Here is a 23136-nt window from a genome sequence, read left to right as displayed (position 1 = left end):
GCAATATAATTATTTTTTCGCTTGGCGTTACAGTAGACATTAACAAGCAATGTCTTACCCGTCCCCTTCCTGCCAATTACGAGCATTTTATTTTTTCTATCAAGTTTACTTAATGAATTATTTATATCATAAAAATATTTCGAGTAATTATCGAGAAATAATACCTCATTCTCTCCATAAACCTCACCAAATTCAAAATCACCAATTTTGGGGCGCATAACATCCTATCCTTAAGAAAATCATATCATTATAACAAATGCTTTTATATATAGCAGATTTTATATTTTCATTGAAGTAAAATAAACTCACTTATGCAACCCTCCCTTTTCCTGTAACCAACTGATTAATGTGTAAAATATAAAACTTTGTTCTTTTTCAGCAATGCCTAACAAACGACGCTCTGCATAACGGACCTCCGGTCCTTTTCGACTGACGCGATCACGCAGGCCGTAATGGTGAACGCGGGCAATGCGCTGCACCTTACCTTCAAACTGTACGCTGGCAGAATCCGCGCTGGCGGCGGTTTTCAGGTATTTTGTGGTGCGAAGTTTTGTAAACATCTGCCGTTTGATGCGGCCTTTTTTACTGCGTGCTGTTACTCGCCTCGGTTCATAGCTGCTGCCATCAGGATTGCGTTGCATCCTGATATTCTGCTGCTGTGTCCGGCGCAGTTCCTGCGCCAGCTGGCGCATCATGCGGCTTCTGGCGGCTGGTTCCAGATTCGCCAGCAAGGCACTCAGCCAGTCGTCCACTTTCTGCAGTTCAGCCACGTTTCACCGTCCACATTTCTTCAGGTTCATCAGGTTCCGCTATAGCTTCAACGCTCGACACACTGCCGTTAGTGCTGACCAGCACACGTTCCGTCAGTTGCAGGTTAAGGCTGATATCACAGACATCGTTGCGCAGAATATCCACCTCAAAGGTGAATAGCTTTTCCCGTAACGCCGGGTTATTGATGGCATCGGGCTGGTTATCCCGCAGCCACAGTAAAACCGGGGCCATCAGCAAATTTTGGTCGCCGCTGAAATCCTCTATCACCACGTTCAGGGTATAGCGGTACTCCCATGACATGGAGCTGGCCCCCGTGGCAACCAGCGAACCGTTATCCACAAACAGATGCAGTTTGTCCGGGTTATTGCGGACATAAGGCACTGCTTTATTGAGGGCGTGGCGCAGGGACTGTGGTTTGTTCACTGTTTCGCTCCTGACACGCAATAATCATGTCCACTTTGTCTGCACAGACCGCCCAGGCGGCCTCCGTTTCATCCAGCAATGCGTTCAGATCACCGTTAGTGCGCGGCGCTGCCTGCTCCAGCCGACACGGCGTCACTCGCGGACAACCACTGACGGTAAGCTGCACCTCCGGTAAGTGCCGGACGTTCCCGCAGCCGGATAATGTCAGCAGGCAAAGGAGTATCAGCCCAGCGGTGTAAATCCTCGTTCTCACGTTTCAGTTCCTCGATCCGGCGTTGTCGTTGTCTCAGCAGTGCACTGGTCTGTTCTGCTTCGGCGTAGAGCCGCGCCTGCTCCCGGTTGTTGGTTTCAGCCAGAATGGATAGACCGATCAGCTGGCTGTTTTTCTTCGTCAGTTCCTGCGCTTTACTTTTCAGCGCCGCGCGCTGCGTTTCGATGGTGTGGCTGGCGCTGTTAAGCCGCCACGACTGCCAGCCCAGCGCAACGAGTGCCAGTGCCACCACTACTGCCAGCGCACGCGTCATAGTCCAGCGCCTTTAAGGCACCAGGCCATCTCCCGCGCACGGCGGTTATCCAGCCCCTGATTAAACACACCTTTAACATAAACCCAGCGCGGCAACTGTCGGCACGCATCCGCCCAGCGCCGCTGGTTGAGCAATTTCACCAGCGTGGAACTGCAGGCATTGTCCGTTCCCACGTTGAAGGCAAACGACACCACCGCGTCATACACCTTCTGCGGCGGCTGTTGCTTCACACACCTTTCCAGCACCCGCTCCACACGTAGCACGTTGGAGATCAGCCCTTCTGCTGCCTGTCGTTCCGTAATGGTTTTGCCGGGAATGACGCCCGACGTATTACCAATGCCGTCGGTCCAGACACCCGCGCTGCACTGATACGGCTGCAGACGACAGCCTTCGTAATCGGCAATCAGTTTCAGCCCCTCCACGGAGGTGTGAAGCTGCTGAAAACCCGGCAGCGTGGCAGCAATAGCCAGCACGGCCCCGACAAGGCAGCGTTTAACGATTAATGGATTCATAATCCTCCCGCGAGATCTGCCCGTCGCGCAGAAGCTGGTAGGCTTTGTGTTTGTAGTACCAGTTGATAGCCAGCATCAGCACACCAATCATCAGGCCCCCCAGCGTTGAGGCATCCTTGATGGACAAATCGCCCAGCCAGGCCAGCACGACGGCGATGCAATACGTGATAAAGGCGCTGATTCGCTCAAGCGTCATAATTCAGTCCCATAGCTGGACGGTCTGCACGGTGGTGGTGGTCGGAATGTCCGGCAGCTCCACCTGCAGCCCGTGAGGTAAAAAGGGGCCGTGTTCGGCAAGCCCCGGATTTGCCTTCAGTACCTGCTCCGTGACACCCTGTGTACGCCCGTAATGACGCCAGCAAAGCGCGTCCACCGTGTCATACTGATGCGCACGTACTTTCATCAGATAAGCTCCACTGTGCAGTGCGGCGCATCCTGCACCCGGCTGACGGCCCAGCGGGCGTCACGCCACAAATCACCGCTGGCTTCTGCCAGTTCTTCGCCGCGCTTCACACCGGATGCCGTGGCGTCATAGTCCTGGTATCGTTCGTTGAGCATGGCGCGTGCCCAGCAGTAAACCGCGTTGAAATAGTGCTGAATGCGCTCACTTTTCCCGTCCAGCTGTTCTGCCGGAACCTCTGCCAGCGAGGCATACCCCAGCATCTGCTGGCGTCTGCGAAACCCGTACAGCTCTGCGTTGACCTCCGAAATTGCCGACAGCGCAACCTGCTTTAAACGCGGCTGCGTCACCGTGCCGTCAGTGCGCATCACGCTGCGAAACTCCGACAGGTCCACATCAGGCCAGAACGGCGTATTTCTGATGATTTCCGCCTGTTCCGGTGCCTGTTCTGGCGCAACAAACTTCATGCTGCTTTCTCCTGAAATAGAGGGCGGTGGACGGGGTTTTGATGTGGCGGTGCCTTTCGCCACCCCGTGCCGCCCGTGCGCGGGTGCACGTTCTGTCAGCGGCTGTCATTGCGCAGTCTGCGCTCCAGCTGCTGTTTGTCTTTTTTCACGCCACAGCGGGGATCGAGCTGTAACGCATGGTTGAGATGATTAAGGGCGGAAGCCGGATTGCTTTCACTCAGGACAGCGCCAATCGCTTTATGCAGACGCGCCCGTGACTGGTCCGGCATATCCAGACCGTCTGTCAGCTCAAGCGTCTGCAGCAACAGATCGGCATCAAAGCCGGTGGCGGCAAGCATTGCGCTCTGGGCTGCATCTGCCATTTCCTCTGCCAGCACGGTCTGCACGTTGCGGTTACCCAGCGGCATCACCCAGCCATGACGCAGGGCATGACGCCCGATCTCCAGCGCCCCGGCATAATCTCCGGCATCAATGCGCCACAGCATCACGTACATCAGCACGTCATCCTGTTGAGCGCCTCCGGCAGCCAGGACGCCCTCCGCCCAGGCGGCATATTTCGGCAGCAGCTCCACCTTTATTTCCGCTTTTTTCACCGTGGACTGAACGCCCTTGAGACGGCGGCGGTCTTCCGCCAGTTGCAGCAGCATCAGGTCATAGCCCGACGCGTGGCGAACACTGCCGCCTTCACGGGCGGCCTGTTCAGCCTGAACGCGCAGGCGATGCTGCCGTGCGGGACTCAGGCTCATAGGTTACGCTCCGGCTTCTGCTGCGGCGGCGCTGAAATCGCCAATCTGGATGTTTTCCACCAGTGCGGCGCAGCGGTAGTCCTCAACCACATAGGCTTCGTTAACAGATTCAAAGTTTTCAATCCGGTCACGTTTCGGGTTGTCGATAACTGAACGGCGGCGGGTGTCTTCCTGCCAGTAGATGGACAGGTTATCCAGACGGGTGATCAGCAGCGCATTCGGCGGGAAGAACGGCGCACGCACGGCCTGCAGACCGCCCATGCGTTTCTGACTGATAATCATCTCGGCTGCCAGTTTTTCACTGTTTTCCTGCTCTTTGTTGACCAGCGGGAAATACTTGTCAGACAGCAGTTCACGACCGCAAATCACCACCAGATCGTCATCGTCCTGGTAGACCACGTCGATAAGCTCATTAACGGCATCCATCACCACGGCGTCCAGGTTGGCATATTCGCCACCTTTACCGACTTTCACCGCACCCGGTGTGGTTTCACTGCCCGTGGTGGTGCTGCCCATGACGTGATCCGGTGCATCCTCACGGATTTTCTGCAGCCAGCCTTTGTTCACATCCTGCAGCAGCGGGTTTTCGCTACGGTTGGAGGTTTTCGCACGCTTCACGCCGTTAAAGCCGATCATGATGCGGTCCAGTGCCTGACGTTTCACGATGGCGTTACGGATACGCACCTGGAAATCCTGAAACTTCGCCCACAGGTCCAGCTTCGCGTAGGTCAGCACCGTGTCAAAGTTGGTCTGTTCGCATTTGTATTCCACATCGACCATCAGCGTCGGATCGACAGGTTCACGCTCTTTCGCGGTGGTGTCAGTGGTTCCGGCAATGGTGCTGCCAACACCCAGCCCCAGCAGCTGACCGGACTGCTCAGTCACTGGCGTGACGTTAATCAGCGTCAGGAAAGCGGCGGACTGCTGGATCTGGTCTTCCAGCGTCTGCTGTACAGACGGCTCCACGGTGAACTTGCTGGACAGTTCTTCAACTGCCACACCGTTCAGACGCGCCAGCTGCTGCAGGTAAGCGTTAAAAGCAAAGCGGGTATTCTTCTTCATCGGGTTTTATGCTCCATCAGCAATTGGTCAGAGTGTCAGCGGGGGCGTTACCGCCTGTTGCACGCTGGCGGTAGTCCTGGCGGCAGTCCTCATGGCTCAGCTTGTCCACCAGTTCGTTAAAGGCGGCCTGTTGTGCCTGCAGGGCTGTCTCCAGCTCAGACAGGCGTTCTTCCTGCTCAGACAGGGATTTTTCGGTGCGTGCGCTCAGGTTTTGCTGCTCAGTGGCGACCAGCTCCACGGCCTTATGCACATCAGAGAACCGGGCATCGTCGGACTGCTCTTTTTTGGTGAACAGCGCCGTGACGCGGGCAAACAGGGACGGCTTGTCCTCCTGGATTTCTTCCAGTTCGATCACCGTTTCCTCTGCGGCGGTAAAGAGATTGGCGGGATTCTGCTTGCGGTTTGCCAGCGGGTTATGGGCTGCACTGGCGCTGAATGTCAGCATTTCCGTACCCAGACTGGCTGGATCATCAGTGGCAGCTAGGCCAACCAGGTAGGCTTTGCCCGTATCAGCGAACTTCGGGCTGACTTCCATAGAAGTGAATAATTTCTGGCCTTTTTTCACCAGCTCCACCAGGGACTCCGTTGGCTCAACGTCGGCATACAGCGCCATCTTGCCTGCCAGCGGACCTTCCGTGATTTCTTCAGCAAACAGCGCCGTTACCTTGCCGTAGCGGTTAAAGGTGCTGTCCGGCAGATAAGACTTGATGTGCTCAAGATTAATCAGCGCGGTATACACTGCCGGGTTGTAGCTGGCTGCCATCTGTTCCAGCCATTCACGCTGGATTTCGCGTCCGTCGGTGGTGGCACCTTCCACCCCGATGCGAAAACGCTTTGCTTTCACTGTCATGAGCCGTGCTCCGTTAGAAAAAACTTACTGGAGCCTTATGGTTGCGGTGATGAGGGCAGTGAAACAATGCGCGGTATTTGTACCGACAACCACACAAACCGCAGGCGGAGAAAGCCTTCATTCAAGGCTGTAGGTTTGTGCCATGAACACCACACTGACATCCGCAGATCTCGATCCCCGTCGGCAGGCCATGCTGCTGTACTTTCAGGGATATCGCGTAGCCCGCATTGCTGAAATGCTGGGCGAGAAAGTTGCAACCGTTCACAGCTGGAAGAAACGCGACAAGTGGGGTGACTATGGGCCGCTGGATCAGATGCAGCTCACCACCGCCGCACGCTACTGCCAGCTCATCATGAAGGAGCACAAAGAAGGGAAAGATTTCAAAGAGATTGACCTGCTGGCGCGCCAGTCGGAGCGCCACGCGCGGATCGGCAAGTTTAACAATGGCGGCAACGAAGCCGACTTAAACCCTAACGTCGCCAACCGCAACAAAGGCCCGCGTCGTCAGCCGGAAAAGAACGTTTTCACCGATGAACAGATTGCGAAGCTGGAAGAAATCTTCCATTCCTCCATGTTCAACTACCAGCGCCACTGGTGGGAAGCCGGAAAAACCAACCGCATCCGCAACCTGCTGAAGTCACGCCAGATCGGCGCGACCTTTTACTTTGCCCGTGAAGCCCTGATTGACGCCCTGCTTACCGGACGTAACCAGATTTTCCTTTCCGCCAGTAAGGCACAGGCCCACGTCTTTAAACAGTACATCATCGACTTCGCCAAAGAAGTGGAAGTGGAGCTGAAAGGCGATCCGATGGTGCTTCCCAACGGGGCTACGCTTTACTTCCTCGGCACCAATGCCCGCACGGCCCAGAGTTACCACGGCAACCTGTATCTGGATGAATATTTCTGGATACCGAAATTCCAGGAGCTGCGCAAAGTGGCTTCCGGTATGGCTATTCACAAAAAATGGCGACAAACCTATTTTTCCACACCATCCAGCCTGACACACAGTGCTTATCCGTTCTGGTCCGGTGCGCTGTTCAACCGTGGGCGCAACAAAGCCGATAAGGTGGACATCGACCTGTCCCACAGCAATCTGGCCCCCGGCCTGCTGTGCGCAGACGGGCAATACCGCCAGATAGTCACCGTGGAAGATGCTGTGCGCGGCGGATGTAACCTGTTCGATCTCGACCAGTTGCGCATGGAGTACAGCCCGGACGAATACCAGAACCTGCTGATGTGCGAGTTTGTGGACGATCTCGCGTCCGTGTTTCCGCTCAGCGAGCTGCAGGCGTGCATGGTGGACAGCTGGGAAGTCTGGACCGACTTTCATGCACTGGCCCTGCGCCCGTTTGGCTGGCGCGAAGTGTGGATCGGTTATGACCCGGCAAAAGGTACGCAAAACGGCGACAGCGCCGGGTGCGTGGTGGTGGCACCGCCAGCCGTGCCGGGCGGTAAGTTTCGCATTCTTGAGCGTCACCAGTGGCGCGGGATGGACTTCCGCGCCCAGGCTGACGCCATCAAAAAACTGACTGAACAGTACAACGTGACATACATCGGTATCGACTCAACCGGCGTCGGTCACGGGGTTTACGAGAACGTGAAAGCGTTTTTTCCTGCCGTCCGGGAGTTTGTCTACAACCCCAACGTTAAAAACGCTCTGGTACTCAAGGCCTACGACATTATCAGCCACCGCCGTCTGGAGTTTGACGCCGGGCACACCGACATTGCGCAGTCATTCATGGCAATCCGTCGCGCCACCACCGCCAGTGGCAACCGCCCGACGTATGAAGCCAGCCGCAGCGAAGAAACCAGCCACGCCGATCTGGCGTGGGCAACAATGCACGCACTGTTTAACGAACCACTGCAGGGCGAGTCCGCCAATACCAGTAATATTGTGGAGATTTTTTGATGGGAAAGAGTAAGAAGAACCGCGCTGCGTCGCAGAACCAGACCCAGCATAAAAGCCAGACTTCAGCCGAAGCATTCAGCTTCGGCGATCCCATTCCAGTACTGGATCGCCGCGAACTACTGGACTATGTGGAATGCGTACAGACAGATCACTGGTATGAGCCGCCAGTGAGTTTTGACGGACTGGCGCGAACCTTCCGCGCCGCCGTGCATCACAGCTCACCGATTGCAGTAAAGTGCAATATTCTGACCAGCACCTATATCCCTCACCCGCTGCTCAGCCAGCAGGCTTTTTCACGTTTTGTGCAGGACTATCTGGTTTTTGGTAACGCCTACCTGGAGAAACGCACTAACCGCTTCGGTGATGTTATCGCCCTTGAGCCTGCTCTGGCAAAATACACCCGACGCGGGTTAGACCTGGATACCTACTGGTTTGTGCAATACGGTATGACAACCCAGCCGTATCAGTTCACGAAAGGCAGCATTTTTCATCTGATGGAACCGGACATCAACCAGGAGATCTACGGCCTGCCAGGTTATCTTTCTGCCATTCCGTCAGCCCTGCTCAACGAGTCCGCCACGCTGTTCCGCCGGAAGTATTACATTAACGGCAGCCATGCAGGCTTCATCATGTATATGACCGACGCAGCACAGAACCAGGAGGATGTGAACAACATCCGGCAGGCAATGAAAAGCGCCAAAGGGCCGGGCAACTTCCGCAACTTGTTTATGTACTCACCCAACGGAAAGAAAGACGGGATTCAGATCATCCCGCTGTCAGAGGTGGCGGCAAAAGATGAGTTTCTGAACATCAAGAACGTGAGCCGGGATGACATGATGGCAGCGCACCGTGTACCGCCGCAGATGATGGGGATTATGCCTAGTAATGTTGGCGGGTTTGGGGATGTTGAAAAGGCTAGTAAGGTTTTTGTCAGGAATGAGTTAATTCCGCTACAACACAGAATATCTGAAATTAACTCATGGATTGGACTTAATGAAGAACTGGTTAAATTTACCTCATATGAATTAAATTAGGCATATAGAAATGCACCTAACATCGAAAGTGAGATTAGGTGCAAATAATAATCAGCTTATTTGACCTAATAATTCTTCCGCATATTTTTTATCACTATCCATCCGTTGCTGAACAGCATCCCTAAGATGCTCTTTCAACTTATCAGGATAATTTTTACATGCATCAATCAATTTTGTTCGTAAAAGCTTAGCACCATTTACAATGGTGGCATAAGCTAAAGCATCAGCTAACTCCTTAACTTTCACATCATCAGTAATGATAGAAGGGATTGAAAAAACGTAATATTTCGCAACATAATTTTGCGTATACCAACTATCATATAACAATCCAATTAAAGCATCACCAAGATCACCTCTTCTTTTAAATTTGCTACCAAATGTATTACCCCATGTTCCTATAGCTCCTTTGGTCGCATCAGAATAGAAATCCAAATATCCTTTTTTGCACTCTTCGATGATTATATTTTCCATTCTAATTAAAACATCATCAGGAAGATTTCTCCATGCGCTCGGCTTAATTATTCTAAATACATTAGCAAACTCAACATTATTGCTAGCCTTGCGTAACTCATCACCTAGCAACCGCATTGCGGCTTTTTCTTCCTCTCCTGAAAAGCGTTGGTTTATTGCTTTGAATATAGAATCAATTTCCTTGGTTGGCCTTTCATTAAAGCGAGAAATTAAACTTTGGAAAAAATCTAGTAGTTTTTTTTCTGGAATTTGTGATATTAAAGCTTCTGCATAATCAGAATTATTTACAAAGTGAACCTCATAAATTCTTTCAAGAATTGCTGTGTAATCGAACTCAGCAACATCTCTTTTTAAATACTTAATAAAAGTATCCAACATGATCAATATTCTCATGCAGGAATCTTCTGTATCAGGGAAATTGTCATGTGTCCTTGGATTTCTTATACACTGATAGTAGCCTCTTAATAGTGCTTCAAATCCGCGCTGTTCGTCCTGCTCTGATACAGATTGAAGACTATTAATTTGGATTCTAGGTGATTGTCCACCCAAAACAGTACCAACAAGCTGAGCCCCATCCCCTTCACATTGCCCTTTTTCACGCAGCAAAGTTGTTAGATATTTGGTTCCTGCAAGTATTGCATCCGAAAATTGGTTGTTTTCCAGCCTATTACCAATCGCTTCAACTAATTCCGCATCGAAATTATTTGTATTAAAGTTATTTTTTACAAACATCACACTCCCCTTTTTTTGAAAGGGTATTGTATTGAACCTTGTTAAGATTTCTCAGATAAGTATCACACTATCTCGAGTTGCGCGCGCTCGTATCCCCGCCACGCCTGCCCACTTTATGTAGTGGTTTTCATGCACCTGCATGATCTACGCAAAAGCCCGCTAGAACTGGCGGGCCTTAACACAAAAGATCCTCAAACGATCATGCGATCTCATGCAGCATAGACATGCGCGTTTATGCAGAATGTGCAAAATCGTAACATACTCAGTAAGCGTGAAACCTAGAACGTGACAGCCTTGTCAAAGCCAGAAATAATTGTATAAGAAATAGACGAGTTATCAGCCTTGTTCACTTTGAACTTGGCACCTTTGTAAGCGATAACATCACTTCCTTTAGAATCTACAGAAAAATCTGTTGTAAATGCTGCACGTGCCATATCGTTTGCAAATTCACGATAGGTGAACTTCATTACACCGCCTGCATTTCCATTGTATTCGATAGTCTTAACCAATGAGTTACTCACTCGACACAGCCCATCAGGAACACGTTTGATAGAAATTTCTGATGCAGTATAAGAAGTGCCATTTGGCGGTGATATCTCATTTTTTGCAGCATCGTAACTAACATAATCAACATAGTTACCGATTTGCCCATAGAGATTTTTTAACGCAACAGCTTGAGGGTTATGATAATTGCGATAAATTCCATTCCCCTCACTGCAATATGTACCAGCAGCGATAGAAGACAATGCACCATTAGCCGCACCAAGTTCTAATACGTCCGTTTTAAATCCAGTAGCAGATGTGATAATGGGATCGCCCATGTAGGCGGTAGCACTTTGCCCAATAGCAGGCTTCACCACTTCAATAGCAGTGATATTTCGGTTAGAAGCATGTGGTACGCAACCAGTTAGGATTACAGCAAGAGATATTGGTAACGCTACATTATTAATTTTCATTTTTAGCCTATTATTCTTTTCTTGACAAAAAACAAGGCGATATCTGATTGATCATCGCCTCTCACTCATATGTAACCCTTTTTGATTAGAAAAAACAAGCGTCTATTGACAAAATCAATGCAGCCAGCTGTCGTCTTCCCACACCTTCTGCATAATTTTCATCACTTGTTTTCTTTCTTCGTCCAGTTGCAGTCCGGTCAGTTCCACACCGTTAGAGCTACCTTTACGGATACGGATTACCGTTTTGGGATACAGGGGGCGCAGATTGCGGTAAAGCTCGGATTCAAGGGCGTCCAGGGTAGACTGGCTAATCTTCTGCTCTTTATCGATCATTATTTCAATGCGCATAAAAGTCACCTCAGCTGATGACATCCATTGAGCGGTTGTATTCGTGGGTTCTGATTTTTGCCATGAGTTCATCTGTCAGTTCAGAAACCCACTGCAAAGCCAGCCCCTTCTCTTCATCACTACACTCACTAGCCGCTACAAGCTTAAGAAAAAAATCAATGCGCTGGAGCTTCAAAGACTCCAAAAAATAGTCCTGCATCTTTCCTCCTATGACACCATAAGCAACACTGTATGTATATCCACTGTTAATATTTACAGTATATAATAATCTTACTGATGTAAAACGTTTTTTTACGTTCATCAGCCTGATATGCCTGGTATTATTAAGAGCACGAATTGTTAACCCGCGTAATTAATACAGGTTTCGCCACTTATCATCTTCCTGCAAACGCTGGTTCCGATAGAAGATACGCAGGCCTGCTCCTGACGGAATACTTCCGCCGCGAAGGAGTAAATCGACCTCTTTCTCGCTGCCATCAAATCCTCTGGACTTCAGTTCATAGACGAGCTGCTGTCGCTGATGGTCTGTAATTCGCTGTTTGTAGTCTTTACGCCGTTTCGGTTTCACCAGGCGTAACCTTGCAGCCAGTTCCCGGCGCTCTTTTTTGCTCATACTGTGCAGGTAATCGTGCAACTCCTTGTCATCCATGCGGGTAATGTCCGTCCTGGTATCCCCATCAGCTGATTTGTCTTTCCCTTGTTGGTTCAAATTTTCAGCAAGGGGACAGTTATTGCCACGAGTCCAAGGGGCGCAAGCGCCCTGGTCGGCTGCCGCCTCCTGAACGTCAACGGCCTTACGAACCATTTTCCACTTCACCGCATGAGTGCAGATCTTGCCCTCTGCAATGGGTGACCAGATGCCATAAATACGAATACCGTGATCGCCATATGCGGTCGGTTCTTCGTTGATTTCATAAGCAGTTCTGATGAGGTGATATTTGCGGGGAACCAGTACGCCGCCCTGCTTCATGATGTAGGTGGCAAAACAACCAGCATCAGCAGCAGCCAGGATTGCATCAAGGCGCGGGTTATCCAGTACCGGCGCACCTGCTTTTTTGTCCCCCTGTTGCCTTGCCGCCTGACCAGCCAGCAATCGCAGTTCACGGTAAGCCTGACGCCCCGGAATGCCAAAGAAGCGGAATTGCTGAACACGATGCAGAGACGCCCAGGCATTAACGTATTCAGCGTTATCACGCAGGGATTTACCCGTTTCCTTGCTGATCTCGCCAGCCAGACCACGCCCGTCAATGTTCTTACTGATGTATTTCGCGATGTAGCTTGTTGGCGTACCTTTGCGCGGGTTTATCAGCTCAGACTTAAAGCGTGGTCCCGTGTTATTACCCAGCTCCTCGCGGTCTTCACGAATGGCAAACTTACGCAACAAAGCAGTAATGGTGCGGCGATCTTTTTTGCGCATAAAACACAACAGGTGCCAGTGAACTGTACCGTCATGATGCGGCTCAGCCACCCGCACGCCATACCAGCGCAATCCGGCTTTGTGCATCGCCTTACGAAATGCAGCAAACATGCCGACCAGATAATCACTGCTTTGTCTTACCGTCGTATTTGTCCAGGTCGGGTTGGGCCTGCCGTTATTTAGCGTGGAATGGAAACGTGACGGACAGGTGATGGTGTAGAAAACGGCGCAGTCACCGCGCATTTCCGCGATAAGCTCCAGACCTTTAACACAGGCCATCATCTCATTGCGGCGATGCGCAGGGTTGCTGCTGCTGGCGTTTACCACATCCTCCATGTCCAGCGTGTCGCCGTCTTCGTTCACCAGTTCATGAGAACGGAAAAACTCCAGCGACTTACGGCGCTGCTCACGTTTATGCATCACGGCTTCATAGCTGACATAGGGAGATGCTTTTTTGCTGACCAGGCAAACAGCACGCAACTGCTCTTCCCGCCATTCGCAACGCATCTTCCATAATTTACGGTACCACCAATCGGCGCACAACATACGCGCCAGCGAACCCGGAATGAGTTCATAGGGCACGGGTTTACGGCGGTTTCTTTTCCGGCGGAGTTGCTCAAACGCAGGCGGTATGACATCCAGTCGCAGGGTTTCTGCTGCCACCTTTTCCCATGTCTTGCGGATTTCTTCTGGCTTAACATCATCGGTGGCGTACAAATCACCACAAGCGGCATCAAGACACATACTCATATGCGCAGCGACAAGAGTAGACAGGCGTTTCACCTGATCCTGACTCATTTCAGGCAAGATCAGCAGGCCGTCCAGCCCTTCATGGCTTGCCATAAAGCGAAAAGAAGTGGATAGCTGACTGTCGCGTACATGCTCCAGTCGTTCCAGACATGGCTTAATCGTCTCACGCAAATAGCGGGAATAAGCCTTTGGCCTGCCCAGGCTGCTGAAGTATTCAATACGTTGCATCAGCGGCTTGCTGATATGGGAAGGCTGGGCGTTAACGTCCGCCAGTATGACCATGTCCGGATTAAAACGCTGCTGCTCATGCGCCAGCTTTGCCCGGCTAATGAGCTTATCCTGCTCCATTTCGCGTTGGACAGGATCACGGGATGCATTAAAGAAATAACGCTCCCAGACCTGATCACTCAGTGCCTCGCGGCGCAGTTGTTCCTGCTCGTTATCGGCAGCGTACAGAGTGATCAGGTTTGAAAGCGCAGAAACCGGCGCAACTTCCGCCGGGTCCAGATAAGGGTTAATAGCCTTTTTCGGGCTGTTCCATGAGAATGCTGCGGCGGCCTCGTTAAAGCCGCTACAGTTGTTCATATCAGCATGGCTCATGCACGCACTCCGTACACGGCAGAACTATCCACGCCACGCGAAGGATCAAATCCCACCCAGCAGCGCGGCCCGGAAACAGCGATGATTTCTGTTGCAGATTTACTCTCACCAGCTGCTACGCCGATGCTGCGTTTTGCCTTGATGTAGTGGTGAGTAAAATTGCGATACAGCGAACGGATCAGGGATGTGTCACTGTTAGAAACAATGACCGGATGTCCTTCTGATGACCGATGTTCAAGAACGGATGCCAGGTGATACTGGTCATCTTCAGTGAAACCATCAGTGTGATAGCCGGAAAACGTACCGTCATACGGCGGATCGCAATACACCACATCCCCCGCCTTCAACATCGCCAGCGTTTCATCAAAGCTGGCGCAGACAAACGTTGCTCGCTGGGCTTTTTCTGCAAATGTGCGAAGTTCTTTTTCAGGGAAATACGGATTTTTATAATAACCGTAGGGAATGTTGAAATGCCCGCTCTTGTTATAGCGACATAAACCACGGTAACCGTGACGATTGAGATACAGGAAATATACCGCTTTCATGAAATCAGTAATTTCAGTGGAGTAATTAAACTCCTGCCTTATGTTGTAATAAGCCAACTCCCTGTTTGCTTCCTCAAATAAAGCTCTGGCACGAGATATAAACGCCTCGCAATCAGCAGCAACCTTTTTATAGAGGTTGATTAAATCAGGATTAATATCCGCAACAAGATAGCTGGGGTAATCCGTCTCCATCATCACAGCACAGGAACCCGCGAAAGGTTCAACCAGTCGCGGGCCAGCAGGAAGGTGTTTTTTCAGTTCGGACATAATGGCGGTTTTATTTCCCGCCCATTTCAGGATGGTGCTCATACAGCACCTCCGTTGTGATGTTTACCTTTCAGCTCTGCGATTTCCTGACAGGTAATGCAAAGCTGCACTCCCGGAATGGCGCGGCGGCGTACTGGCGGAATTGGCGCTTCACACTCAATGCAAAGCACGCGAGACACGCCCGGTGTTTTGGCACGGGCAGCACGGATGTGGCGCTGGCGTTCTTCTTCAACGCGCTGCTGTACGAGATCCATTGCATCAGCCATTAGTGGATCTCCTGCGCTTCGTTCTGGATTGCTTCAGCGGTCACACGCAGCAGTTCTGCTGCTTCGACGTGGTTTAGCTGGCGGGATGAGATATGACACGCCAGGCTATCAAGGCGAGCTGCCATTGCTTCAGCCCTTGCCCGGCGTTCTTCCAGACGAGCCTCTGTCAGTAAAATATTAAGCCATGCATCATCCGGTCCGGTTTTAGTCGTGAGGGTTTCAATATTACGCATAATCAATTCTCCTGAATTTAGATAAAGGGATGCCCGGCGGGTTTACGCCATTAATTTCATTAGTTGGTTAATTCGGCATGGTTAGCCGTCTGGGAAATAAGCTCACCACTGCACGAAAATGATTCATTGCTTTAATCAACTCCCGCTTTTCGTCAGTGGTCAGCTCATTAATGCTGATGCTATGACGTTCAGCTGGAATTTTTGCCATAAAGAATATGGCAGCCAGTGCTCGTTTATTTTTTTCGTTATTGATATCCCGTGGATCACGCATATCTTTAATAAACCGCTCAAGCTCTGACTCAATATTCAGGCCAAATATTTTCGCCCTTAACTCCGCAATGTGATTAAGTCCATTCAGGCGTTCACCGGGGCTTAATGGAACAGTCGCCGCAGCGCCTTCAATAGCCATTTGTTCCCCCGTTTTTTCGTTGATAGTTCTGCCAGCAATTCATCTTGTGAACGGCACGGATGCCAGCGTTTACCATCCTTACCCATTATCCAGCCGTGACCGTAGTGCATTGCCGGGCTTTGTTTTACCAGCAGCGATGCAAATGATGGTTCTTTCGTCAGCATAAGCACCTCACAGCAAACCGAATGAAGCACCGAGGCCAGTCATGGTATCAACTGCACTCGCCATCGCAGGGTTAGCCTGTAAACGGGCCTGCAATGAAACAGCAGCCAGCGCCATCAGTCGTGTTACAGAGTTAATGCTGCTGATAGCATCACGACGACCTGCACTGGTTTTTACATCGCCAGATACCGCACCTGCAGCAACACGCCCGATCTCTGCGGTTGCACTCATGACGTAATGCGGCAGTTTCTCTTTTGCTACCTCATTAATCGGTACACATGGCAGGCAGTGAATCTGTGCCAGAAAACCATCTATCAGCGTTGAATCTTCAGTCAGATCGGTAAGCAGCCAGATTTCTGGCGCATTTAGCTGATGCGGTTGATCTGGGTTGAGTTTGTTTCGCAAAGTCTGGACATTCATTCCTGCACGTTCTGCCAGCTTCGCCATATTGTGACGAAGTGCAAAAGCTCTACAGGCTTCATCAAAATGCGGGTGTTTGGAAATCTTATAATCAAACATGCTAGCCCCTTAGAAAGTTCTCATAATTGAACTTACTTACCAACAATGACGCGGAAGTTGGAATGACCGAGGGATTCACGGACCTGATCGGTTTTGTACATTAAATAACGCAGGCTTACGCGGCCTTTGTTTTTTTCTTTCTTGACCATGTATTTAGCAAGCTGACCATGGTGAATTTTTTGATACACGGAGCCGCGGGAGATACCTTCCCATTCCGCGAACTCAGCAGGCGTTGCCATCTCTTTAGGTACACGAATTGAAATATCAGTACTCATAGTGCAGTATCTCTTAGTTTGGTTTCGTTTTATCTTGTTTTATGTGGTTTGGTTTTGCTTTTCAAACCATGGATGGATATTAGGATCACTTTTTATATACGTCAAGAGGTTTGATTATGAGTTTAATCAAGGCGGGGAATGATAGTGGTGGGCGCGATGCGATTAATAGGCTTATTAAGGCTTACAACTTCAGCTCACGACAGCAGCTCTGCGAACATCTGGAAGTATCAAAAAGCACTATGGCTAACAGATACTTAAGGGATAGCTTCCCTGCCGAATGGGTAATCCAATGTGCCCTTGAAACAGGAGCTTCCCTTCTATGGCTGGCTACTGGTCAAGGAGATATGTATGCGTGTGAGAACGAAGAAACAAATCTCAAAAGTGAACCTCCCGTCACTGTAAGAACACTTTCTAAGATCGTTGCTCCTAGCATCAAACGTGTTGAACTGAAGAACGGCGAACTGCAGCCAAGTGATGAAATTCTTCTTGATAGCAGCCTGCTCGATGGTGACTCATCCAACGCTTTATTTGTTAAAACAGCTAATGATAGCTTTGTAGTGGATACGTCTGTTAAACAAGTCAGTAATGGCTTCTGGTTAGTCGATATGGACGGAGTTAAAAGCATCGTCAAAATTGCGCGCATACCCGGAAACAAAATAGTAGTTAACCAAGATGACACTTCATTTGAATGTTCTGTAGATGATGTGGAAGTCGTAGGACGTGCAGTCAAAGTAATCAAGAACCTCTAACTTATGACCATCAGAAAACAGCCGAACGGAAAATGGTTGTGTGAGTGCTATCCCAATGGACGCAATGGTAAGCGCGTGCGTAAGCAATTTGCTACCAAAGGCGAAGCCATTGCGTTTGAAAGCTTCACAATGGAAGAAGTGAACAAAAAACCATGGCTAGGGGAAAAGGAAGATCGGCGACATCTATCAGAATTAATTGAGCTGTGGTATTCCCTGTATGGTCAAACACTCGCAGACCCCAAGCGCCTCATGGCGAAACTTAGAATTATCTGTAATGGTCTAGGCGATCCCATCGCCTCAGAACTGACAGCTGGTGAGTTTACGAAATACCGCGAAGCACGGTTAAAAGGTGAAGTACGAAATGAAGATGGCACGCTTATGTCGCCCGTTAAGCCCCGCACGGTAAATCTTGAACAGCGCAACCTATCATCTGTTTTTGGTACACTGAAAAAGCTGGGCCACTGGTCAGCCCCCAACCCGCTTGCTGGGCTGCCAACATTTAAAATTGCTGAGGGTGAATTGGCGTTCCTGACCCCGGAAGAAATTAAACGTCTGCTGGATGCCTGTGCTGATTCTCAAAGCCCCAGTCTGCTGATGATTGCAAAAATATGCTTGGCCACCGGCGCACGCTGGAGCGAAGCCGAAAACCTACAGAGTCATCAGGTATCAAAATACCGTATCACTTATACCAAGACTAAAGGAAAGAAAAACCGAACAGTGCCTATTTCAAAGGATTTATATGAAGAACTGCCTAAGAATAGGGGGAAATTATTTACACCTTGTAGGAAAGCTTTTGAACGTGCGGTAAAACGAGCTGGTATCGAGCTACCAGAAGGGCAATGCACACACGTATTACGACATACATTTGCAAGTCACTTTATGATGAATGGCGGAAACATACTGGTGCTGCGCGATATTCTGGGCCATGTCGATATAAAAATGACAATGATTTACGCCCACTTCGCTCCCGACCATCTGGAAGATGCTGTAACCAAAAATCCTCTTGCTAACCTTGGATGGAGAAAATTAGAAAGTGCTTGTTAATAACTATATCCAACAATACCCATGGATATCGTACTTACTTATCATAATATATTTTATATATATATGCCTTGAATTATATCTATGCGTATCAAAAAAAGGCTTTAACATGGATGAAAGGCCATTAACAAGTCAATACTTATTTAAACAATCACTTAGGATTCCTGTATTTTCAGCGATATACTTTGGTATATTTTCCTGGCTTGGACACTCCCCTCAATTTGATAGTGAGGGCTTTAATAATTTCATTGCAATTAGCAAGCTTCCTATCGCCTTACTTTCTTTGTCCATACCATTTGTTGCTGTCGTAGCAAACATACACCGCACAGTTCAAACAAACCGACAAATTGAGGAAACCAAGCAAAAGAATCTATCTGATAGCTACTATAGCCATCTAAAGTTCGTTACTGATTATTTCACCAATTTACCTAACAAAACCATTAAACGCGAACGTCATTATGGTACTAAAGAGATAAGTTATAAAATTAACTACCCAATACATCTATATAGATATATTTTCATAAATAGCTCACCAGAGAAGGGACGGCCTAAAAATACAGATAAAGAATACATACGTGAAGTAAATAATCACTGGGTTGATATACTAAAAAACCTAGAGAAGATACATTCATCTAATCGTGGCTCTCAGTTTGACGAAGTTTTAATCCGTCAAATGCAATCTCTTCATTCAATAGAAAAACACTTATCCGAACTTAATCGAATGCTTTGCCTAACTCCAATGGAGTTAAATGAACATGCAACTTTATACTTTGATGGATATGAAATGATTACCAACTTCATGTCCAGCATTGAACTTGGCGATACAATTGAAACCTACTTCAAATTTACCATTGATATTCTTGATATTACCGATAATTTCCTTTCATTCAAGGATGATGGCTCGTCTGGGCAAATCATTATACTAGCAAGATTACTGAAAAATAATAATCCAGCTATCTTTGATGAAATTGTAACAAACAAAGGGAAGGCTCAACCTTCGTTGACCTACAATGGCGACAGATTGGCGACAGAGCATTAAAAATGAGTAAAACGGACAAAAAAAAGATAATACTAACTTGCTGATTTTAAACGCAAGTTAATGTTTTTGCTATAGTGAAAATGGTATGTAGGAATTTCGGACGCGGGTTCAACTCCCGCCAGCTCCACCAAACATTCATTCATGATGCATCATGAACCTTAAAAAAGCCTGTAACTTCAACGAGTTACAGGCTTTTTTGTTGCATGTGTGGTCATGATCTCTGTATGAATCTTGAGCTTTTGGCACCATGTTTAGCACCACGGTATCGTGGGGCTAAAAAAGCGTGGTGCTAAAACATGCCTAAGCAACTGAAACCCTTAACAAATGTGGAGATCGCTGGCGCGAAGCCCCGTAGCACAGATTATGAGCTACGGGACGGTGAAGGCCTGTACTTGCTGGTTAAGACTTCAGGGAGGAAGGTCTGGCATTTCGAGTACTATCACCCCATCACCAAAAAGCGCACCAAAACCAGCCTTGGCCCTTACCCGGTCGTTACACTGGCTATGGCCCGCGAAACTCGCACGCAGTACAGACGACTACTCTATCAGGGCATAGATCCTCGCCAACACTTAGCAGGAATAGCTGAAGAAAAACGTATCCAGACTGAATGCACGCTGGAAAAGGTGGCCGGACAGTGGCTCAAAGAGAAGAAACGGACCAGCGACCTTAGCGAAGATCACGCCAAAGATGTCTGGCGTTCGCTGGAGATGCACGTCTTCCCTTCTCTGGGCAGTACGCCCGTCACTGAGATCCGCCCGAAGATGCTCAAGGAGCACCTCACACCACTGGAAGAACAAGGCATCCTCGAAACGCTGCGGCGGGTCATCTCACGGCTCAATGAAATCTTCCGCTTTGCCATCTCCGAAGAGCTCATCGAGTTCAATCCGGCTGACAACCTGGTCGCCCGCTTTAAGAAACCGAAAAAGCAGAACATGCCAGCCCTCCACCCCAGCGAGCTGGGCAGGTTAATGCTGACGCTACAGAACGCCTCTATCCGCAAGGAAACACGCTGCCTTATCGAATGGGAGCTACTGACCTGGGTTCGCCCCGGCGAAGCCGTTAGCGCCCGCTGGTGCGACATCGATATGAAAAAAGCGGAATGGCGCATCCCCGACACCTTTATGAAGATGAACCGTTCGCACACGGTGCCGCTCAGCAAACAGGCGCTGCGCGTTCTTCAGATAATGGAGCCGGTCAGCCGCCATCGCCCATGGGTGTTCCCCAGCATCCGCAAACCACTGGAGCATATGCACCAGCAGACCGCAAACGCCGCGCTTATCCGCATGGGGTTCGGCGGCGAACTGGTTGCCCACGGTATGCGCAGCATCGCCAGAACGGCGGGAGCAGGCCATTTTCCCCGTGAAGTACTGGAGTCTGCGCTGGCACACCAGAAAGAAGACGAGATCGAAGCGGCCTACAACCGCAGCGACTATCTGGAACAAAGGCGACCGCTAATGCAGTGGTGGGGAAACTACGTTGATGCTGCCAGACGGCAGGCGCTGCTCGGTGAAGAAGAACCGCTGCGGATCGTGGAAGGAGAATAATGTGACCAGCCCCATTCGTCAGAATCTGTTTGAACGGGAATGCGATATGCCGCTGCTGGAAGCGCGGCATCTCGCCCTTCTGCTTCTCGGCCTCGATGCTTCCCAACCGGCAAACGCCCTGCCGGAAGAACATCAGGAAAATTACCGTATCCTGCACGACGCCATCAGCCGCACCATCAAAGCTACAGGCATGGTCAGCGCCCCGGCTAATAAACGCATGTTCTATGCCGATGAGATGTTCGCGCTGGCCTGGCGGCTTATTGATGACGAACTGACGCCGCCAGAAATTAAGGCCCGCAGCCTGAAGGCGGTGATGAAACTGTCACGCAACAGCCGTGGCCGCAAGTGGCTGAAGACGCTCGGTGACGACGCGCTACCAGATCTCACTACTTCAGCACAACCTTCCCAGCGTGGGATGCATAAACGCGACAAAGCGCGGGAGAATACTGCCAGGCTCTGCTGGCTACTGGTTCAGCTTCTGGTTGAGGAGACTGACGGGCGTTATGGGACGTCTGATAAACCGGCTTCGGATAGGATACTTCGAAAGCTGAGAGCGCTAGCGCAGGAGCGGGAATTGCCGTCAGACGGGCTTGGGCGAGGGACGTTTTATGAGGTGTTGAAGATGGGGCGGGAGAGGAAGTATAGGTAATAGCTAATTATAATAGGTTAATAAATCCCTCTAATAACTGAATGCCAGCTTGATGTATAAAAAACATCCATAACATCTATCTTGAACTCTAGTAGTAAATGGTAATTGGATGTTATTCTTTATATCATTGTGATATAAAGACACGTTGGCCTTTAAGTTCGCTTTTTGAACAACTATAAGGAATGAGCATGGCTCTATTGGATAAAATTAAAAGTCTCATATCAGCAAATGAGACTGCTACTCAAAACATAGAAGAAGAAAGCGTTTACGACACTTTAACTCCTAAAATAATTACTGATAGTAGTGTTAAACACTATTTTGATGCATTGGATTTTGCTTTTTCGAAACAGGATGTCAAAAACATCGCAATCACAGGGCCTTATGGTGCGGGGAAAAGCACCGTGATTCAGTCCTATCTGAAAACACATCTCAATAGAGAATTTATAAACGTATCACTTGCCGATTTTTCATTATCAGGAAAAAGTGATGAAGCACCGTTGGAAAACTCAGAGATTGAATTAAGTATACTTCAGCAGATTTTATATAAAGAGAACAAAGATAACCTTCCTGATTCACGTATCGATCGGATTCAGAATAGGAATAAAAAACACATTTCCTCTCTATTTCTCACCGTACTGTCAGTAGTAGCACCATTATTATTACTGGCTATAACCATATTCCCAAAATATTTCTTCTCTTTATTTGGTGCAACAGAACCCACGATCAACGTGATCGTTAATATGTTTCCTGAAAGGTTTTTCGTTAGTATCATCATGGGTTTGCTCTGTTTATTCTTTATTGTAAGAGTTGCATCAAAGGCTGGTATTTTTGATAAAAAAATAAAGCTCAGTAAAATCGCATTTCTTCAAGGTAGTGCCGATATGGCATCACAGGAATCATCATCCTTGCTCAATAACTGCTTGGACGAGATCGTCTATTTTTTCTCCCGTTCACAATATAAAATTGTTGTTTTCGAAGACTTAGACAGACTAGGTAACGCTGAAGTATTTGTTAAGTTACGAGAAATAAACCAGATAGTTAATAACAACCTTCAAAGTGAACCTGTTAGATTTATTTATGCTTGCCGTGATGATATTTTCCTTGGAGCAGATATTAGAACAAAGTTTTTTGATTTCATTTTACCAGTAATACCGGTAATGGATGCCAGGAATGCCTACACTCATTTAAAAAATAAACTATATGATTTCCCAGAAAATGAACAACCACTTCTTAAGCAGATGTCACTATATATAAGTGATATGCGTTCCCTACAAAATATTGTCAATGAGTTTAATTTATTTAAAAAGGTTGTTGATGATAATACTAACCAAGCGAAGATATTTGCACTCATTTTTTATAAAAATATATATGCCCAAGATTATAATTTAACAGATAAAAAATCAGGTGTGCTTTATTCATTCATACATAATTATCGCCTACGTAAACTACATGAAAACCATTTCAAA

The 23136-nt window shown here is 48.8% G+C and carries 32 protein-coding genes; 8 read left to right on the top strand and 24 right to left on the bottom strand.

The features are described from left to right. The 12 genes from KHQ28_RS21465 to KHQ28_RS21415 form a co-directional block, all read right to left on the bottom strand. On the bottom strand, positions 1 to 218 hold a 218-nt coding region (locus KHQ28_RS21465; RefSeq protein ID WP_211777676.1), incomplete at its 3' end, for a hypothetical protein. Between the two features lie 87 nt (positions 219 to 305). Further along, the gene (locus tag KHQ28_RS21460) at positions 306 to 770 is read right to left on the bottom strand and encodes a phage virion morphogenesis protein (RefSeq protein ID WP_031591600.1); all 465 of its coding nucleotides are present in this window, start codon (positions 768 to 770) and stop codon (positions 306 to 308) included. Beyond that, a complete protein-coding gene (locus tag KHQ28_RS21455; protein WP_001039947.1) occupies positions 763 to 1194 on the bottom strand; it encodes a phage tail protein in 432 nt (143 codons plus the stop codon). Before KHQ28_RS21455 ends, KHQ28_RS21460 begins: the two co-directional genes overlap by 8 nt. Continuing rightward, positions 1157 to 1405: an Rz1-like lysis system protein LysC gene (lysC, locus tag KHQ28_RS29300; protein WP_223168837.1), complete on the bottom strand. Its 249-nt coding sequence runs from the start codon at positions 1403 to 1405 to the stop codon at positions 1157 to 1159. Before lysC ends, KHQ28_RS21455 begins: the two co-directional genes overlap by 38 nt. Continuing rightward, positions 1290 to 1718: an Rz-like lysis system protein LysB gene (lysB, locus tag KHQ28_RS21450; RefSeq protein ID WP_031591599.1), complete on the bottom strand. Its 429-nt coding sequence runs from the start codon at positions 1716 to 1718 to the stop codon at positions 1290 to 1292. The genes lysC and lysB overlap by 116 nt, the downstream gene beginning before the upstream one ends. Continuing rightward, entirely contained in the window at positions 1715 to 2230 is a 516-nt protein-coding gene (locus tag KHQ28_RS21445) for a lysozyme (RefSeq protein WP_031591597.1), read from the bottom strand. Before KHQ28_RS21445 ends, lysB begins: the two co-directional genes overlap by 4 nt. Next, positions 2211 to 2426, bottom strand: a complete 216-nt coding sequence (locus KHQ28_RS21440; protein WP_000171568.1) for an HP1 family phage holin — start codon at positions 2424 to 2426, stop codon at positions 2211 to 2213. The genes KHQ28_RS21445 and KHQ28_RS21440 overlap by 20 nt, the downstream gene beginning before the upstream one ends. Before the next feature lie 3 nt (positions 2427 to 2429). Then, positions 2430 to 2633, bottom strand: coding sequence for a tail protein X (locus KHQ28_RS21435; RefSeq protein ID WP_031591593.1), 204 nt, complete (start codon positions 2631 to 2633; stop codon positions 2430 to 2432). Further along, positions 2633 to 3097: a head completion/stabilization protein gene (locus KHQ28_RS21430; protein WP_031591589.1), complete on the bottom strand. Its 465-nt coding sequence runs from the start codon at positions 3095 to 3097 to the stop codon at positions 2633 to 2635. Before KHQ28_RS21430 ends, KHQ28_RS21435 begins: the two co-directional genes overlap by 1 nt. A gap of 95 nt (positions 3098 to 3192) precedes the next feature. Further along, a complete protein-coding gene (locus tag KHQ28_RS21425; protein ID WP_000059191.1) occupies positions 3193 to 3843 on the bottom strand; it encodes a terminase endonuclease subunit in 651 nt (216 codons plus the stop codon). 3 nt (positions 3844 to 3846) lie between these two features. Then, a complete protein-coding gene (locus KHQ28_RS21420) occupies positions 3847 to 4905 on the bottom strand; it encodes a phage major capsid protein, P2 family (protein ID WP_031591585.1) in 1059 nt (352 codons plus the stop codon). 16 nt (positions 4906 to 4921) lie between these two features. Continuing rightward, complete coding sequence (locus KHQ28_RS21415; protein WP_002895967.1) at positions 4922 to 5755, bottom strand: GPO family capsid scaffolding protein; 834 nt, start codon at positions 5753 to 5755, stop codon at positions 4922 to 4924. Positions 5756 to 5897: 142 nt separating this feature from the next. Here KHQ28_RS21415 and KHQ28_RS21410 point away from each other — a divergent pair, with 142 nt between their 5' ends. Both KHQ28_RS21410 and KHQ28_RS21405 read left to right on the top strand, forming a co-directional pair. Beyond that, positions 5898 to 7664 (top strand): terminase ATPase subunit family protein, encoded by a 1767-nt coding sequence (locus tag KHQ28_RS21410; RefSeq protein ID WP_031591583.1) that lies wholly within the window; start codon positions 5898 to 5900, stop codon positions 7662 to 7664. After that, positions 7664 to 8698: a phage portal protein gene (locus KHQ28_RS21405; protein ID WP_032418464.1), complete on the top strand. Its 1035-nt coding sequence runs from the start codon at positions 7664 to 7666 to the stop codon at positions 8696 to 8698. Before KHQ28_RS21410 ends, KHQ28_RS21405 begins: the two co-directional genes overlap by 1 nt. 51 nt (positions 8699 to 8749) lie before the next feature. Here KHQ28_RS21405 and KHQ28_RS21400 read toward each other — a convergent pair whose 3' ends face one another. The 12 genes from KHQ28_RS21400 to KHQ28_RS21345 form a co-directional block, all read right to left on the bottom strand. Further along, positions 8750 to 9901 (bottom strand): TIGR02391 family protein, encoded by a 1152-nt coding sequence (locus KHQ28_RS21400; RefSeq protein ID WP_000497736.1) that lies wholly within the window; start codon positions 9899 to 9901, stop codon positions 8750 to 8752. Between the two features lie 278 nt (positions 9902 to 10179). After that, the gene (locus tag KHQ28_RS21395; protein ID WP_000700647.1) at positions 10180 to 10857 is read right to left on the bottom strand and encodes a hypothetical protein; all 678 of its coding nucleotides are present in this window, start codon (positions 10855 to 10857) and stop codon (positions 10180 to 10182) included. Positions 10858 to 10971: 114 nt separating this feature from the next. Next, positions 10972 to 11205 (bottom strand): DinI-like family protein, encoded by a 234-nt coding sequence (locus tag KHQ28_RS21390; protein ID WP_001217575.1) that lies wholly within the window; start codon positions 11203 to 11205, stop codon positions 10972 to 10974. A 10-nt stretch (positions 11206 to 11215) separates the two neighbouring features. Next, on the bottom strand, positions 11216 to 11404 hold the full coding sequence (locus tag KHQ28_RS21385; RefSeq protein WP_001154434.1) for a hypothetical protein: 189 nt from the start codon (positions 11402 to 11404) through the stop codon (positions 11216 to 11218). A 153-nt stretch (positions 11405 to 11557) separates the two neighbouring features. Next, a complete protein-coding gene (locus KHQ28_RS21380; RefSeq protein ID WP_031591576.1) occupies positions 11558 to 13972 on the bottom strand; it encodes a replication endonuclease in 2415 nt (804 codons plus the stop codon). Next, positions 13969 to 14826, bottom strand: a complete 858-nt coding sequence (locus KHQ28_RS21375) for a DNA adenine methylase (protein WP_031591574.1) — start codon at positions 14824 to 14826, stop codon at positions 13969 to 13971. The genes KHQ28_RS21380 and KHQ28_RS21375 overlap by 4 nt, the downstream gene beginning before the upstream one ends. After that, positions 14823 to 15050, bottom strand: coding sequence for a TraR/DksA family transcriptional regulator (locus KHQ28_RS21370; protein WP_031591572.1), 228 nt, complete (start codon positions 15048 to 15050; stop codon positions 14823 to 14825). Before KHQ28_RS21370 ends, KHQ28_RS21375 begins: the two co-directional genes overlap by 4 nt. Further along, positions 15050 to 15283, bottom strand: a complete 234-nt coding sequence (locus KHQ28_RS21365; protein ID WP_016529331.1) for a DUF2732 family protein — start codon at positions 15281 to 15283, stop codon at positions 15050 to 15052. Before KHQ28_RS21365 ends, KHQ28_RS21370 begins: the two co-directional genes overlap by 1 nt. A 67-nt stretch (positions 15284 to 15350) precedes the next feature. Continuing rightward, positions 15351 to 15692, bottom strand: a complete 342-nt coding sequence (locus KHQ28_RS21360; protein WP_031591570.1) for a DUF5347 domain-containing protein — start codon at positions 15690 to 15692, stop codon at positions 15351 to 15353. Then, positions 15656 to 15856 carry a phage filamentation protein Fil family protein gene (locus KHQ28_RS21355; protein ID WP_000956190.1) on the bottom strand — a complete coding sequence of 67 codons (201 nt, stop codon included), beginning with the start codon at positions 15854 to 15856 and terminating at the stop codon, positions 15656 to 15658. Before KHQ28_RS21355 ends, KHQ28_RS21360 begins: the two co-directional genes overlap by 37 nt. 7 nt (positions 15857 to 15863) lie before the next feature. Next, a complete protein-coding gene (locus KHQ28_RS21350; protein WP_031591568.1) occupies positions 15864 to 16373 on the bottom strand; it encodes a phage regulatory CII family protein in 510 nt (169 codons plus the stop codon). 32 nt (positions 16374 to 16405) lie between these two features. Next, the gene (locus KHQ28_RS21345; protein ID WP_000102105.1) at positions 16406 to 16648 is read right to left on the bottom strand and encodes a Rha family transcriptional regulator; all 243 of its coding nucleotides are present in this window, start codon (positions 16646 to 16648) and stop codon (positions 16406 to 16408) included. 116 nt (positions 16649 to 16764) lie between these two features. On the opposite strand from KHQ28_RS21345, the gene KHQ28_RS21340 reads away from it, so the two are divergent. The 6 genes from KHQ28_RS21340 to KHQ28_RS21315 form a co-directional block, all read left to right on the top strand. Next, on the top strand, positions 16765 to 17397 hold the full coding sequence (locus tag KHQ28_RS21340; RefSeq protein WP_031591564.1) for a phage repressor protein CI: 633 nt from the start codon (positions 16765 to 16767) through the stop codon (positions 17395 to 17397). A 3-nt stretch (positions 17398 to 17400) separates the two neighbouring features. Beyond that, complete coding sequence (locus KHQ28_RS21335) at positions 17401 to 18441, top strand: site-specific integrase (protein WP_000155498.1); 1041 nt, start codon at positions 17401 to 17403, stop codon at positions 18439 to 18441. Between the two features lie 106 nt (positions 18442 to 18547). Continuing rightward, on the top strand, positions 18548 to 19477 hold the full coding sequence (locus KHQ28_RS21330) for a hypothetical protein (protein ID WP_223175075.1): 930 nt from the start codon (positions 18548 to 18550) through the stop codon (positions 19475 to 19477). 296 nt (positions 19478 to 19773) lie between these two features. Beyond that, positions 19774 to 21021 (top strand): integrase domain-containing protein, encoded by a 1248-nt coding sequence (locus tag KHQ28_RS21325; RefSeq protein WP_032418461.1) that lies wholly within the window; start codon positions 19774 to 19776, stop codon positions 21019 to 21021. Position 21022: 1 nt separating this feature from the next. Further along, a complete protein-coding gene (locus KHQ28_RS21320) occupies positions 21023 to 21670 on the top strand; it encodes a hypothetical protein (protein WP_032418460.1) in 648 nt (215 codons plus the stop codon). A gap of 188 nt (positions 21671 to 21858) precedes the next feature. After that, on the top strand, positions 21859 to 23136 hold a 1278-nt coding region (locus KHQ28_RS21315), incomplete at its 3' end, for a P-loop NTPase fold protein (RefSeq protein ID WP_254913189.1).

Origin of the sequence: Klebsiella sp. 28 (genome assembly GCF_018223905.1) — a bacterium.
In the GTDB taxonomy this organism is placed as follows: domain Bacteria; phylum Pseudomonadota; class Gammaproteobacteria; order Enterobacterales; family Enterobacteriaceae; genus Klebsiella; species Klebsiella pneumoniae.
This window is presented reverse-complemented; position numbering and strand designations above follow the sequence as displayed.

What these genes read in the sequence shown, in the direction of transcription:
- lysB (WP_031591599.1), bottom strand. Translation starts at nt 1,718, where the DNA reads ATGACGCGTGCGCTGGCAGTAGTGGTGGCACTGGCACTCGTTGCGCTG.
- KHQ28_RS21445 (WP_031591597.1), bottom strand. Translation starts at nt 2,230, where the DNA reads ATGAATCCATTAATCGTTAAACGCTGCCTTGTCGGGGCCGTGCTGGCT.
- KHQ28_RS21440 (WP_000171568.1), bottom strand. Translation starts at nt 2,426, where the DNA reads ATGACGCTTGAGCGAATCAGCGCCTTTATCACGTATTGCATCGCCGTC.
- KHQ28_RS21435 (WP_031591593.1), bottom strand. Translation starts at nt 2,633, where the DNA reads ATGAAAGTACGTGCGCATCAGTATGACACGGTGGACGCGCTTTGCTGG.
- KHQ28_RS21430 (WP_031591589.1), bottom strand. Translation starts at nt 3,097, where the DNA reads ATGAAGTTTGTTGCGCCAGAACAGGCACCGGAACAGGCGGAAATCATC.
- KHQ28_RS21425 (WP_000059191.1), bottom strand. Translation starts at nt 3,843, where the DNA reads ATGAGCCTGAGTCCCGCACGGCAGCATCGCCTGCGCGTTCAGGCTGAA.
- KHQ28_RS21420 (WP_031591585.1), bottom strand. Translation starts at nt 4,905, where the DNA reads ATGAAGAAGAATACCCGCTTTGCTTTTAACGCTTACCTGCAGCAGCTG.
- KHQ28_RS21415 (WP_002895967.1), bottom strand. Translation starts at nt 5,755, where the DNA reads ATGACAGTGAAAGCAAAGCGTTTTCGCATCGGGGTGGAAGGTGCCACC.
- KHQ28_RS21410 (WP_031591583.1), top strand. Translation starts at nt 5,898, where the DNA reads ATGAACACCACACTGACATCCGCAGATCTCGATCCCCGTCGGCAGGCC.
- KHQ28_RS21405 (WP_032418464.1), top strand. Translation starts at nt 7,664, where the DNA reads ATGGGAAAGAGTAAGAAGAACCGCGCTGCGTCGCAGAACCAGACCCAG.
- KHQ28_RS21400 (WP_000497736.1), bottom strand. Translation starts at nt 9,901, where the DNA reads ATGTTTGTAAAAAATAACTTTAATACAAATAATTTCGATGCGGAATTA.
- KHQ28_RS21395 (WP_000700647.1), bottom strand. Translation starts at nt 10,857, where the DNA reads ATGAAAATTAATAATGTAGCGTTACCAATATCTCTTGCTGTAATCCTA.
- KHQ28_RS21390 (WP_001217575.1), bottom strand. Translation starts at nt 11,205, where the DNA reads ATGCGCATTGAAATAATGATCGATAAAGAGCAGAAGATTAGCCAGTCT.
- KHQ28_RS21385 (WP_001154434.1), bottom strand. Translation starts at nt 11,404, where the DNA reads ATGCAGGACTATTTTTTGGAGTCTTTGAAGCTCCAGCGCATTGATTTT.
- KHQ28_RS21380 (WP_031591576.1), bottom strand. Translation starts at nt 13,972, where the DNA reads ATGAGCCATGCTGATATGAACAACTGTAGCGGCTTTAACGAGGCCGCC.
- KHQ28_RS21375 (WP_031591574.1), bottom strand. Translation starts at nt 14,826, where the DNA reads ATGAGCACCATCCTGAAATGGGCGGGAAATAAAACCGCCATTATGTCC.
- KHQ28_RS21370 (WP_031591572.1), bottom strand. Translation starts at nt 15,050, where the DNA reads ATGGCTGATGCAATGGATCTCGTACAGCAGCGCGTTGAAGAAGAACGC.
- KHQ28_RS21365 (WP_016529331.1), bottom strand. Translation starts at nt 15,283, where the DNA reads ATGCGTAATATTGAAACCCTCACGACTAAAACCGGACCGGATGATGCA.
- KHQ28_RS21360 (WP_031591570.1), bottom strand. Translation starts at nt 15,692, where the DNA reads ATGGCTATTGAAGGCGCTGCGGCGACTGTTCCATTAAGCCCCGGTGAA.
- KHQ28_RS21355 (WP_000956190.1), bottom strand. Translation starts at nt 15,856, where the DNA reads ATGCTGACGAAAGAACCATCATTTGCATCGCTGCTGGTAAAACAAAGC.
- KHQ28_RS21350 (WP_031591568.1), bottom strand. Translation starts at nt 16,373, where the DNA reads ATGTTTGATTATAAGATTTCCAAACACCCGCATTTTGATGAAGCCTGT.
- KHQ28_RS21345 (WP_000102105.1), bottom strand. Translation starts at nt 16,648, where the DNA reads ATGAGTACTGATATTTCAATTCGTGTACCTAAAGAGATGGCAACGCCT.
- KHQ28_RS21340 (WP_031591564.1), top strand. Translation starts at nt 16,765, where the DNA reads ATGAGTTTAATCAAGGCGGGGAATGATAGTGGTGGGCGCGATGCGATT.
- KHQ28_RS21335 (WP_000155498.1), top strand. Translation starts at nt 17,401, where the DNA reads ATGACCATCAGAAAACAGCCGAACGGAAAATGGTTGTGTGAGTGCTAT.
- KHQ28_RS21330 (WP_223175075.1), top strand. Translation starts at nt 18,548, where the DNA reads ATGGATGAAAGGCCATTAACAAGTCAATACTTATTTAAACAATCACTT.
- KHQ28_RS21325 (WP_032418461.1), top strand. Translation starts at nt 19,774, where the DNA reads ATGCCTAAGCAACTGAAACCCTTAACAAATGTGGAGATCGCTGGCGCG.